Source organism: Enterobacter cloacae complex sp. 277I4, assembly GCF_050031465.1.
GTDB lineage: Bacteria > Pseudomonadota > Gammaproteobacteria > Enterobacterales > Enterobacteriaceae > Enterobacter > Enterobacter cloacae.
This window is the reverse complement of the sequence record NZ_JBLGWC010000001.1, coordinates 882,806-895,465: the sequence shown is the minus strand read 5'-3', so window position 1 is coordinate 895,465 and position 12,660 is coordinate 882,806. Positions and strand designations below refer to the sequence as shown.

Genomic DNA, 12,660 nt, shown 5'->3' with positions numbered 1-12,660 from the left:
GCCTGGCTGCCCGTTACGCTTTCCACTCCAGACCCACGCCCGATTCTGCCCAGCCCTCTTCTGTAATGAACACCCCTGCCGCCGCAATCAGCGTTTCACCGTAAAAAAGTAACGGCGTGGTATCGCGCAACCAGGGCGGCACATTGCACTCCTGCCAGATTTTTTTGAGCTTCCTTCCACCGTTACGTCCGACAATGTGCAGCATACCGCTGGCCTTAAAGCGCACGGTGACCGGTTCATCGGCTTTCGGTAAACGCACATGGCCTGGCGTCTCCAGAGACAAGCTTCCCATATCCCAGGGCAACAGCAGCGGTTTCGCAGGCGATGGCCAGCCGAGCACCACATCTGCAAGCGAGGGGGTTGATTTCACCCACCACAGCTGGCCTTTATAGCGCCTGACGTCAAAACCGTTCAGGTGCACGCACGGCGTTGCATCCTCCCGCGCCTGGGCGACTTCGTCCCAGATACGTCCCAGCATGGCACGCGATGGCATCGTGGCACGGTGAGAGGCCAGCCAACGGCGCAGCAGCGCGGCCCGACGAACCGGACTCATCGCCTCCAGCGGTGCGATCGCCAACGCCCCGTTTACCGAAATCAGTTCAGCCAGTTCTTCACTCAGCAGTTCATCCAGCAGGCTCTCCTGTTCGGCACACAGCAGGGCGCTTCGTGCTGTCGCGTCTGCAAAGTGCGGCCAGCGTGCGGTCAGTAACGGCAAAACACGCAGACGCAGGAAATTACGATCGTAGCCATCGTCCTGATTGCTCTCATCTTCAATCCAGCTCAGCTGATATTGCTGCGCCCAGGCCTCCAGCGATGCGCGCGACTCGCCAAGCAGCGGACGTAATAATTGCGTCCCGGCAAAATCAGAGCGTTCAGGCATGGCGGAGAGCCCCGCCGGGCCACTTCCCCGTTTTAACGCCAGCAAAAAGGTTTCGCACTGGTCGTCAAGGTGCTGTGCCGTGACCAGCGCTTCACCGGGCTGTAATGCCGCGGTAAATGCGGCATAGCGCGCTTTACGCGCGTGCGCTTCAATACCGAGCCCTTCATCTCTGAGCACCACCCGTTTAATCTCAAGCGGGATCGCCCAGGCCGAGCACACCGCTTCACAGTGCGCAACCCAGGCGTCGGCATGAGGACTCAGCCCATGATGGATATGCATCGCCCGGAGCTGAACGTCAGGCTGTTGATCGCGCCAGAGTTTGAGGCGATGGAGCAACACCGTGGAATCCAGGCCACCGCTAAATCCCACCAGCAGTTGGCGGTACGGTGAAACGGCTTGCGCAATAGCGGGTAGGGTCATAGAGAATTACACATAAAAAATGCCCGAACAGAGCGGGTATTATCACACAGGATGGCGCTTACTGCTGGTAAAGCTCCAGCGGAAGACCGTCCGGATCGTTGAAAAAAGTAAAACGCTTATCGGTAAACGGATCGACACGAATCGCTTCGCACTTCACGCCATGTTCTTCAAGATGTTTTACCGCACGGTCAAGATCATCCACGCTAAAAGCCAGATGGCGCAGGCCGCAGGCTTCCGGACGGGACGGACGCGCAGGTGGGAAAGGAAAAGAGAAAAGTTCAATGACATACTGCCCGTTTAACGCCAGATCGCCTTTCCAGGAGTCGCGCTCCACACGATAGGCCTCGCTTAACAGCGTAAAGCCCAGAATGTCGCAATAAAAGGCCTTACTTTTGGCGTAATCGGTGGCAATGATCGCAATATGATGAACCTGTTTTAAACCCAGCATAGCTTCTCCTTTTTATGATGCCTGAACGTTACAACCGAAAACCCGCCCCTGGCAAGCAGCCACCTTTATTTTAGGACTCGCACCCAGTAAACCCCATTTTCATCACGTTTCGCACCGTGGATATCCGTCTCGAAGCCCGGGTAGTGACGCCCGACAGAACAGAGCATCAGCAGAAAATCGAGCACCGCACGGCTCTCTTCGGTGATCATCTCTCCCGGCATCAGCAGCGGTACGCCCGGTGGATAAGGCAGGATCATATTGGCCGAGACGCGTCCCACCAGATTTTCCAGCTCAACGGTTTCTACCTCCCCTTTCACCTGTCGCTGCCAGGCTTTGTGCGGCGTCAGTTTCATCTCAGGCAAGACGTCAAACGCCTGCAGCATCAGGCGCGGCAGATCGTGCTGGCGGATCAGTTTGTGGATCCCCTGGGCCAGATCCTGTATACGCATATTGCGATAAAAATCAGGATCCTCCGCATAGAGATCCGGCAGCATGTTCTTCACGCGCAGGTTCAGATCGTACGCACGCTTAAACTCCATCAGCCCACGTAGCAAACCCATCGCGCGGGTTTTATCAATCCCAATGCTGAACAGGAACAACAGGTTATACGGTCCGGTTTTCTCCACCACCACGCCGCGCTCATCAAGGAATTTCGCCACCAGCGCGGCCGGAATACCTTCGTCGCTCATGTTACCCTGTTCATCCATGCCCGGCGTCAGGATGGTCACTTTTACCGGGTCGAGGAACATGTGGTCGGCATCGGCATCACGGAAGCCGTGCCACTCTTCACCCGGCGCGACCGGCCAGCACTCCGCCTCGTCAATCTCTTCCGGCTGCCAGATATCAAAGAACCAGCCCTCAGCCTCATCTTTTAACCGCTGAACCTCTTTGCGGAAATGCAGCGCGCGCTCTACAGAGCGATTGATAAGACGTTTACCCGGATTGCCGCGCAGCATCGCCGCAGCCGTTTCAATGGAGGCCACCAGCGGATAACTTGGTGAGGTGGTGGTGTGCATCATAAACGCTTCGTTAAACGTCTCTTCGTCGTACTCACCTTTGATATGGATAAGCGAGGCCTGGGAAAACGCAGCCAGCATTTTGTGCGTCGATTGCGTTTCGAAAAACACTTTGCCCGGCACACGTTCGCCACTCATTCCACTTTTACCCGCGTAGATGGGGTGAAAATTGGTATAAGGCACCCACGCGGAATCAAAGTGGATCGAGGGGACATCCAGCGTCTGTTTGATCCAGTTGGTGTTATACAGCAATCCGTCATAGGTGGAGTTGGTGATCACCGCGTGGATCGGCCAGCTTGCGCCGGGGATCGCCGCCACCTTATTTTCTATGGCTGAATGGGTGAATTCACGGCGCGGAATTCCCCCCAGGATCCCCAGCGCGTTACGCGTGGGTGACAGCCAGAGCGGTACGACATCGCTCATCATCAGCAGATGCGCCAGCGACTTATGGCAGTTACGGTCGATGAGTAACGTACTTCCGGCCGGGGCGGCATACATGCCGACGATTTTGTTTGACGTCGACGTACCGTTGGTCACCATATAGCTCTGCTCGGCCCCAAAGGTGCGGGCGATGTACTCTTCGGCTTCCAGATGTGGACCGGTGTGATCCAGCAATGAGCCAAGCTCGGTAACCGAAATCGATACATCCGCTTTCAGGGTGTTACCGCCGAAGAAATCATAGAACAGACAGCCAACCGGGCTTTTTTGATAAGCCGTCCCCGCCATATGACCAGGCGTGCAAAAGGTGTACTTCCCTTCCTTCACATAGGTAAACAGCGCCCGGGTAAACGGTGGCGTGATGTTATCCAGATATTCGCCGGTATATTGCTGAATGCGGGCCGCAATATCTTCGGCCACGCCGAGTGAGTATTCGAAAAACCACAGCGCCATCCGCATATCCTGGGCACTGACGTCCATGGTCGAGTGGGTATTGATAAACGCATACAGCGGGAGATATTCATTCAGCTTGTTGATATCGCTGCACAGCTCCAGGTCGTACTCATCCCAGTCGAAGATCACGCCACAGATCCGCGGGTTGTGCTCAATGAACTTCAGCAGGTCAGCGCTGTTGTGCGGCCAGATCAGCTGATAGCCACGTGACTGCAGGGCCTGCTCCAGCTCCTTGATGGGCTCATCTTTATAAAAGACGCCGTGTGGCCCCATAATGGCAATAATATTCACGGGCTTCCTCCTTAAAAAACATTAGCTAAGCATAGCCAGGGTAAACCGCAGGTATAAAAAAAGCCGCAACAGTGTGCGGCTTTTCAGATAATTGTGAAGCTTACGCGTAACCGTAGGTCATCAGACGCTGGTAACGACGATTGAGCAGGTCTTCTTTGCTCAGCACATCCAGGTCCGCCAGATCGGCCAGCAGCTGCGCTTTCAGGGAAGCGGCCATCACTTCCGGCTTACGATGCGCACCACCCAGAGGTTCAGGGATGACGGTATCGATCAGCTTCAGCTCTTTCAGGCGTGGGGCAATGATGCCCATCGCTTCTGCAGCCAGAGGCGCTTTATCGGCGCTCTTCCACAGGATAGAGGCACACCCTTCCGGAGAGATAACGGAATAGGTGCTGTACTGCAGCATATTCACTTTATCGCCCACGCCAATCGCCAGCGCACCACCGGAACCACCTTCACCGATGACGGTACAGATGACAGGCACCTTCAGGCGAGACATCTCACGCAGGTTACGTGCGATGGCTTCAGACTGACCGCGCTCTTCCGCGCCCACGCCTGGGTAAGCACCCGGGGTGTCGATAAAAGTGATGATGGGCATATTGAAACGCTCAGCCATCTCCATCAGACGCAGAGCTTTACGGTAGCCTTCTGGTGCCGGCATACCAAAGTTACGACGGATCTTCTCTTTGGTTTCACGGCCTTTCTGATGGCCAATGATCATCACCGGACGTCCATCCAGACGAGCGATACCACCGACGATAGCTTTATCGTCAGCGTAAGCGCGGTCGCCTGCCAGTTCGTCAAATTCGTCAAACGCCAGGCGGACATAATCCAGGGTGTACGGACGCTGTGGGTGACGCGCCAACTGGGCGATCTGCCATGCGCCGAGATCGGCAAAGATTTTGCGCGTCAGTTCTACGCTTTTTTCGCGCAGACGATGCACTTCTTCGTCGATGTTAATATCCAGTTTTTCATCCTGACGGCTTACCGCTGTCAGAGAATCGATTTTCGCTTCCAGCTCAGCAATCGGCTGTTCGAAATCAAGGAAATTCAGACTCATAGTATTCCTGTATTAGTCAAACTCCAGTTCCACCTGCTCCGAACCAATGAGGCCACGGAGATCGTTCAGTAAACGATCGCTCGGAGAGACACGCCACGTTGCACCAAAGCGCAACCGCGCACGTGCATCCGCCCTCTGATAGTAGAGATGTACTGGAATTGTCCCCGAGCGGTGGGGTTCCAGAGACTGACGGAGTCGGTTTAAAAGCTGGTCATCAATTTGCCTGTCCGTCAGCGAGATAGCAAGCCCGCGAGCATATTTTTCCCGGGCTTCGTCAATGTCCATCACTTCGCGGGCGGTCATTTTAAGCCCCCCGCTGAAGTCATCAAAGCTGACCTGTCCGCTGACGATAAGTATGCGGTCTTTTTCCAGCAATTGCTGGTATTTATCCAGCGCGTCGGTGAATAACATCACCTCCAGACGCCCGGAACGGTCATCCAGGGTACAGATGCCGATACGATTGCCGCGCTTGGTGACCATAACCCTTGCAGCAATCACGAGCCCCGCAGCCGTGGTGATTTTACCACGTTCTGTCGGATGCATGTCTTTCAGCCTGTAGCCTCCGACATAGCGCTCAATTTCTTTGATGTACTGATTGATCGGGTGCCCCGTCAGGTACAAGCCTAACGTTTCACGCTCACCATCCAGCACCACCTGTTCTGGCCACGGCAGACAGCTGGCGTAAGACTGCTCGATCTGCTCTGGCTCTTCCGCCAGCACGCCGAACATGTCCGCCTGGCCAATGGCTTCCGCTTTTGCGTGCTGATCCGCGGCTTTCAGCGCGTCGCCAAGCGAGTTCATCAGCGCGGCGCGGTGCGGCCCCAGCCTGTCGAACGCGCCGGACATGATCAGTTTTTCCAGCACGCGGCGGTTCAGTTTTTTGGTATCGGTGCGGGCGCACAGATCAAACAGCTCGCGGAAATAACCACCGTTATTACGCGCTTCGATGATCGCCTCGATCGGCCCTTCACCTACGCCTTTGATCGCGCCGATCCCGTACACGATCTCTCCGTCGTCGTTAACGTGGAAATGGTAAAGACCCGAGTTAATGTCCGGCGGCAGGATCTTCAGTCCCATGCGCCAGCACTCATCCACCAGGCCAACCACCTTCTCGGTGTTATCCATATCGGCGGTCATTACCGCCGCCATAAATTCAGCGGGATAGTGCGCCTTCAGCCACAGGGTTTGATACGACACCAAAGCATAGGCGGCAGAGTGCGATTTGTTAAATCCGTACCCGGCGAATTTCTCCACCAGGTCGAAGATTTTCATTGCCAGTTCGCCGTCAATGCCGTTTTTCTTCGCGCCATCTTCAAAAATAAAGCGCTGCTTGGCCATCTCCTCCGGCTTTTTCTTACCCATTGCACGACGCAGCATATCCGCGCCGCCGAGGGTATAGCCGGAGAGCACCTGAGCAATCTGCATGACCTGTTCCTGATACAGGATAATGCCGTAGGTTGGCTCCAGTACCGGCTTCAGGCTTTCGTGCTGCCACTGAACGTCCGGGTAGGAAATCTCTTCCCGACCATGCTTACGGTCGATAAAGTTATCTACCATCCCCGACTGCAGCGGTCCCGGACGGAACAGCGCCACCAGTGCGATCATATCTTCGAAGCAGTCAGGCTGCAGACGTTTAATCAGATCTTTCATGCCACGGGATTCAAGCTGGAAGACCGCGGTGGTCTCCGAGCGCTGCAGCATGTCGAAACTTTTCTTGTCATCCAGCGGGATAGCCGCGATATCCAGCGGCGGCTCGCCGTTCTTCTCGCGGCGGGCGTTGATCATCTCCAGCGCCCAGTTGATGATGGTAAGCGTACGCAGACCGAGGAAGTCGAACTTCACCAGCCCGGCGTATTCAACGTCGTTCTTATCAAACTGGGTAACCGGGTGCTGCCCCGCTTCGTCACAATAGAGCGGCGCAAAGTCGGTAATTTTGGTCGGGGCGATAACCACACCACCCGCGTGTTTACCGGCGTTACGCGTGACGCCTTCCAGCTTACGCGCCATGTCGATCAGCGCTTTGACTTCTTCGTCAGCTTCGTAGATTTCCGGCAGCTGCGGCTCGGCTTCAAACGCTTTTGCCAGCGTCATCCCCGGATCGGGCGGCACCAGCTTAGAGATGCGATCGACGAAGCCGTACGGATGCCCCAGCACGCGGCCCACGTCGCGGATAACCGCTTTTGCCGCCATCGTACCGAAGGTAATGATCTGCGATACCGCGTCACGGCCATACATATCCGCCACGTGCTCAATAACCTGGTCACGTTTTTCCATACAGAAGTCGACGTCGAAGTCGGGCATGGAGACACGTTCCGGGTTAAGGAAACGTTCGAACAGCAGGTCAAATTCCAGCGGGTCGAGGTCAGTGATCTTAAGCGCATAGGCCACCAGTGACCCGGCACCGGAACCACGTCCTGGACCAACCGGCACGCCGTTATCCTTCGACCACTGGATAAACTCCATTACGATCAGGAAGTAGCCCGGGAAGCCCATCTGGTTGATAACCTGAAGTTCAATATCCAGGCGCTCGTCATACTCCGGACGGCGTTTTTTACGCTCTTCTTCATCCGGGAAAAGGAATTCAAGGCGTTCTTCCAGACCTTCTTTGGATTTCATGACCAGGAAGTCTTCCGTGGTCATTTCCCCGGTCGGGAACTGCGGCAGGAAATACTCACCCAAACGCACGGTAACGTTACAGCGCTTGGCGATTTCAACGCTGTTTTCCAGCGCTTCCGGGATGTCAGAGAAGAGTTCACACATCTCCTCTTCGCTGCGCATGTACTGCTGAGCAGAATAATTACGCGGGCGCTTCGGATCGTCGAGGGTGAAGCCATCATGGATCGCCACGCGAATCTCGTGAGCGTCGAAATCCCCGGCCTCAAGGAAGCGTACATCGTTGGTTGCCACCACGGGCAGCCCGCGCGCTTCCGCAAGCGCCACGGCGGCATGGAGATAACTCTCTTCATCCGGGCGGCCGGTGCGGATCAGCTCCAGATAATAACGATCCGGGAAGTACTCTTCGTAGAATGATACGCACTGATCCACCAGCGCACTATTGCCGCGCAGCAGGCATTTGCCCACATCACCCATGCGGCCGCCGGAGATCAGCAATAACCCTTCGTTCAGCTCCGCCAGCCAGTCCCGGTCAATCCATGGCCCCAGGGCGCCGTAGCCTCGCTGGTAGGCTTTGGAGATAAGCAGGGTGAGATTCTGATAACCCGTGTTGTTCATCGCTAACACGGAAATTTGCGTCATTTCGTCGCCGAGCAGTTCGCTCTGCACATGAAAATCAGCTCCGACGATGGGTTTCATCCCCGCGCCATGCGCCGTTCCGTAGAACTTCACCAGACCACACAGGTTGGTAAAATCGGTGATCGCCAGCGCAGGCATACCCAGTGAGGCCGCCTTTTTTACCAGCGGCCCGGTTTTCGCCAGCCCATCGATCATGGAGTAGTCGCTATGCACCCGCAGGTGTACGAAACGTGGTTCAGCCATCTTCAGATTCCGCGTTACTTAATTGCTTGCGTATTGATTCAGGACACCAGTCCCAGCGCGCGTTTCACCGGGCCAAAACTGCGCCGGTGGTGCTCGGTTGCGCCATGTTCAGCCAGCTTTTCCAGGTGGAAGGCAGTAGGATACCCTTTATGCTGAGCGAAGCCATACTGAGGGTAAGTGAGATCCAGCGCGGCCATTTCAGCATCGCGAGTCACTTTGGCAATAATAGAAGCCGCACTGATTTCCGCGACCCGGCTATCCCCTTTTACTACCGCCATGGAAGGCACTGGTAATGCAGGGCAACGGTTGCCGTCAATAAGAACATACTCCGGGGCAATTTTCAGCCCCGCCACCGCACGCTGCATCGCCAGCATTGTGGCATGCAGGATGTTCAGCTCGTCAATTTCATGCGCTTCAGCACGCCCAAGGCTCCAGGCTAATGCTTTTTCCTGAATCTCATCAAATAACGCCAGTCGGCGCTTTTCTGAAAGCTTTTTGGAGTCATTCAACCCGATAATCGGACGGGCAGGATCGAGGATCACCGCCGCGGTCACAACAGCGCCCACTAACGGGCCACGGCCCACTTCGTCCACACCCGCAACAAGGTGGGTGTGAGGATAAATAAATTCCATCATCTTGCTAACTCCAGCACCGCATCAGCCGCTTGCTCATCGGCATTACAGCGGATCTGCTGATGCAGTTCGCGGAACGTATCATGCATCTGGTGGCTGGTCTTGCCGTTGGCAAGCAGCGGTAGCAGCGCGTCGGCCAGCGCCTGAGGCTGACACTCGTCCTGCAGAAGCTCTTTCACCAGTTCACGCCCGGCGAGCAGGTTTGGCAGCGAAACGTACTCCGTCTTCACCAGGCGTTTGGCCAGCCAGAAGGTGAACGGTTTCATGCGATAGCCTACCACCATCGGACATTTCGCCAGCATGCACTCCAGGGCTGCCGTACCGGAGGCCAGCAGCGCGGCGTCGCTCGCAACCATCGCCTCACGGCCTTTTCCATCCAGCAGATGGATGTGAAGATCCGGTGCAACCTCGGCTTTGATACGCTCAAACTGCTCGCGGCGCTTGGCGTTCACCAGCGGCACAACCACTTCGAGATCGGGATACGTATCGCGCAGAATTTGCGCGGTTTTCAGGAAGTCCGCGCTAAGCATCTCTACTTCTGCGCCACGGCTACCCGGCAGAAGAGCCAGACAGTGCGCATCGTGAGGGATCTCCAGCACGTCACGCGCTGCGTTTTTATCCGGATCCAGCGGCATCGCATCCGCCATGGTATGCCCGATAAAACGGCACGGAACGTTAAATTTGTCGTAAAACGCTTTTTCGAAAGGCAGGAAAGCCAGCACCAGATTGGTTGACCGTCCGATTTTGAAAACGCGTTTCTGTCGCCACGCCCAGACGGACGGACTGACGTAGTGAATAGTTTTAATGCCCTGCTTTTTCAGATTCCCTTCGAGGGTAATGTTGAAGTCAGGCGCATCAATACCGACAAAGACATCGGGTTTAAGCTCGGTGAAGCGGCGGGTAAGATCGGCGCGGATATGCAGCAGACGACGCAGTCGCCCCAGCACTTCAACAATGCCCATCACGGCCAGCTCTTCCATTTCGTACCAGGCTTCGCAGCCTTCAGCCTGCATTAGCGGGCCTGCAACGCCAACAAAGCGAGCATCAGGTACGCGAGCCTTAAGCGCGCGGATAAGACCGGCACCAAGAATATCGCCGGAGGTTTCTCCGGCGACCAAGGCTATCGTAAGCGGACGACTGTCGACCATTAACGAATCAGACCCCTTGTGGAACGGTCAAAGAATTCCATGAACGCGTTCACTTCAGGGTGCTTTTCCGCCAGTTCGGCAATTTCCGGCTTCGCCTCTTCCAGCGTTTTGCCGCTACGGTACAGTAACTTATACGCGTTGCGGATAGCCGTAATCGCTTCGCGACTAAAGCCACGACGCTTGAGGCCTTCGATGTTCACGCCGAATGGCGTGGCATGGTTGCCCTGCGCAATTACATACGGTGGGACGTCCTGCGCCACACCAGAGCATCCGCCGACCATCACGTGTGCACCAATGATGCAGAACTGATGGACTGCGGTCATACCGCCAATAATTGCGAAATCATCAACCGATACGTGTCCTGCCAGCGTTGCGTTGTTGGCAAGAATACAGCGGTCACCTACGGTACAGTCGTGCGCGATGTGCGCATTAACCATAAACAGGTTATCGCTGCCCACCTTCGTCAACCCACCACCCTGTACTGTTCCACGATGAATGGTGACGCTTTCGCGGATACGGTTACGATCGCCAATTTCCAGACGGGTCGACTCACCAGCATATTTTAAATCCTGGTTAACTTCGCCGATGGAGGCGAACTGATAGATCTCATTGTTGCTGCCAATGGTCGTATGACCATTCACGACAACGTGAGATTTCAGTACTGTACCCTCACCAATTTCGACATGGGGACCAACAATACAGAACGGGCCAATGTGGACATTAGCACCAATAATGGCGCCGGTTTCCACAATAGCGGTAGGATGAATAAAGGCAGATTTATCAATCACGTATCAGGACTCCCGGCTACGAGCACACATCATCGTCGCTTCGCAAACAACTTTGCCGTCAACCAGCGCTACGCCTTTAAAGCGAGTCAGGCCACGACGCGTTTTTTCAAAAGTGACTTCCATGATCATCTGATCACCAGGCACAACAGGGCGCTTGAAGCGCGCTTCATCGATACCCGCGAAGTAGTACAGTTCACCCGGCTCCAGTTTACCTACGCTTTTAAACGCAAGAATACCGGTAGCTTGTGCCATCGCTTCCAGGATCAACACACCCGGGAAGATGGGTTTACCAGGGAAGTGCCCCTGGAAGAATGGCTCGTTAACGGAGACATTTTTCACTGCGCGCAGAAAACGACCTTCTTCAAAATCCAGCACACGGTCTACCAGCAAAAACGGGTAGCGGTGCGGCAGAAGTTCTAAAATCTCTTCAATATGCAGAGTATGAGTGTCGGTAGTCAAAATACTCTTCCTGTCAAAATGTACTGATTAGCAATAATAACACGGCCTGCCGGTTTAAAAGAAAGCCGACAGGCCGGGAAATTAAGCGTTAAAAAGATGAACGCTTAGTCTTGTTGATCGATCTTACGCTCAAGGGACTTGAGTCGCTTGCTCATATCATCAATATTCATCACCAGAGCTGCTGTTTTACGCCATACCTTGTTAGGTTGCAGCGGGATGCCTGAGGAATAGACGCCTGGCTCAGTGATAGGACGCATTACCATGCCCATTCCCGTCACGGTGACCTTGTCGCATATTTCCATATGACCATTGATCACGCTGGCACCGCCAATCATGCAGTAACGGCCAATTTTCAGACTGCCTGCCATGATGACGCCACCTGCAACCGCGGTATTGTCGCCAATCACAACGTTATGCGCAATCTGGCACTGATTATCGATAATAACACCGTTGCCGATAATGGTATCGTCAAGCGCACCACGGTCAATGGTGGTACAGGCTCCGATCTCAACGCGATCGCCAATGATAACGCGACCAAGTTGCGGGATCTTAACCCAATTACCACGATCGTTAGCGTAGCCAAAACCGTCAGAACCAATCACTGTGCTGGACTGAACGAGGCAATTTTCGCCGATTTCAACTTCGTGGTAGACGGACACATTGGCCCACAAACGGGTCCCGGCGCCGATTTTTGTGTTTTTCCCAACGAAGCAGCCCGGGCCGATGACGACGTTATCGCCCAGTACGACGCCAGACTCGATCACGGCATTTGCGCCGACTGCTACGTTGTTACCCAGCTGAGCCGTCGGATCGATTGCTGCACTGGCAGCAATGTTTTGCGCCGGCTGCGGCGTGGTATCAAGAATTTGTGCCATGCGAGCATACGTCAGGTAGGGATTTTTCACTACCAGTGCCGCACCAGTGGCAAACGGAAGATCGTCCTGCGTCAGAACAACAGCCGACGCCTGGCATTGAGCCAGATGTTCACGGTACTTAGGGCTTACCATGAAGGTAATATTGCCAGCTTTAGCAGATTGCATGGACGCAACAGCGGTGATGACGATATCGCCATCACCGTGTAATTCTGCATCCAACTGCTGAGCTAAATCAGCCAGTCGAATTGAAGGCATTA

General features: G+C 55.0%; 10 protein-coding genes. All 10 read right to left on the bottom strand.

What is annotated here, in order from left to right; genetic code table 11:
* Window positions 1-13: 13 nt before the first annotated feature.
* The 10 genes from tilS to lpxD all read right to left on the bottom strand — a co-directional run bounded on the left by tilS (window position 14) and on the right by lpxD (window position 12,658).
* Window positions 14-1,300, bottom strand: a complete 1,287-nt coding sequence (tilS, locus tag ACQG19_RS04200; protein WP_139937164.1) for a tRNA lysidine(34) synthetase TilS — start codon at window positions 1,298-1,300, stop codon at window positions 14-16.
* Window positions 1,301-1,358: 58 nt separating this feature from the next.
* Entirely contained in the window at window positions 1,359-1,748 is a 390-nt protein-coding gene (locus ACQG19_RS04195) for a VOC family protein (RefSeq protein WP_013095668.1), read from the bottom strand.
* 65 nt (window positions 1,749-1,813) lie between these two features.
* A complete protein-coding gene (locus ACQG19_RS04190; protein WP_029883819.1) occupies window positions 1,814-3,946 on the bottom strand; it encodes a lysine decarboxylase LdcC in 2,133 nt (710 codons plus the stop codon).
* A gap of 100 nt (window positions 3,947-4,046) precedes the next feature.
* The gene (gene accA, locus ACQG19_RS04185; RefSeq protein WP_013095666.1) at window positions 4,047-5,006 is read right to left on the bottom strand and encodes an acetyl-CoA carboxylase carboxyl transferase subunit alpha; all 960 of its coding nucleotides are present in this window, start codon (window positions 5,004-5,006) and stop codon (window positions 4,047-4,049) included.
* 12 nt (window positions 5,007-5,018) lie between these two features.
* Window positions 5,019-8,501 (bottom strand): DNA polymerase III subunit alpha, encoded by a 3,483-nt coding sequence (dnaE, locus tag ACQG19_RS04180; protein ID WP_246932929.1) that lies wholly within the window; start codon window positions 8,499-8,501, stop codon window positions 5,019-5,021.
* A 38-nt stretch (window positions 8,502-8,539) separates the two neighbouring features.
* Window positions 8,540-9,136, bottom strand: coding sequence for a ribonuclease HII (gene rnhB, locus ACQG19_RS04175; protein ID WP_222169220.1), 597 nt, complete (start codon window positions 9,134-9,136; stop codon window positions 8,540-8,542).
* Window positions 9,133-10,281: a lipid-A-disaccharide synthase gene (gene lpxB / locus ACQG19_RS04170; RefSeq protein WP_222169221.1), complete on the bottom strand. Its 1,149-nt coding sequence runs from the start codon at window positions 10,279-10,281 to the stop codon at window positions 9,133-9,135. Before lpxB ends, rnhB begins: the two co-directional genes overlap by 4 nt.
* A complete protein-coding gene (gene lpxA / locus ACQG19_RS04165) occupies window positions 10,281-11,069 on the bottom strand; it encodes an acyl-ACP--UDP-N-acetylglucosamine O-acyltransferase (RefSeq protein ID WP_013095662.1) in 789 nt (262 codons plus the stop codon). Before lpxA ends, lpxB begins: the two co-directional genes overlap by 1 nt.
* A gap of 3 nt (window positions 11,070-11,072) precedes the next feature.
* Window positions 11,073-11,528, bottom strand: a complete 456-nt coding sequence (fabZ, locus tag ACQG19_RS04160; protein ID WP_010426706.1) for a 3-hydroxyacyl-ACP dehydratase FabZ — start codon at window positions 11,526-11,528, stop codon at window positions 11,073-11,075.
* A 104-nt stretch (window positions 11,529-11,632) separates the two neighbouring features.
* On the bottom strand, window positions 11,633-12,658 hold the full coding sequence (gene lpxD, locus ACQG19_RS04155) for a UDP-3-O-(3-hydroxymyristoyl)glucosamine N-acyltransferase (protein WP_013095661.1): 1,026 nt from the start codon (window positions 12,656-12,658) through the stop codon (window positions 11,633-11,635).
* Window positions 12,659-12,660 lie beyond the last annotated feature (2 nt).

Coding starts and splice junctions, on each gene's coding strand:
- tilS (WP_139937164.1), bottom strand. CDS start 1,300: ATGACCCTACCCGCTATTGCGCAAGCCGTTTCACCGTACCGCCAACTG.
- ACQG19_RS04195 (WP_013095668.1), bottom strand. CDS start 1,748: ATGCTGGGTTTAAAACAGGTTCATCATATTGCGATCATTGCCACCGAT.
- accA (WP_013095666.1), bottom strand. CDS start 5,006: ATGAGTCTGAATTTCCTTGATTTCGAACAGCCGATTGCTGAGCTGGAA.
- dnaE (WP_246932929.1), bottom strand. CDS start 8,501: ATGGCTGAACCACGTTTCGTACACCTGCGGGTGCATAGCGACTACTCC.
- rnhB (WP_222169220.1), bottom strand. CDS start 9,136: ATGATGGAATTTATTTATCCTCACACCCACCTTGTTGCGGGTGTGGAC.
- lpxB (WP_222169221.1), bottom strand. CDS start 10,281: ATGGTCGACAGTCGTCCGCTTACGATAGCCTTGGTCGCCGGAGAAACC.
- lpxD (WP_013095661.1), bottom strand. CDS start 12,658: ATGCCTTCAATTCGACTGGCTGATTTAGCTCAGCAGTTGGATGCAGAA.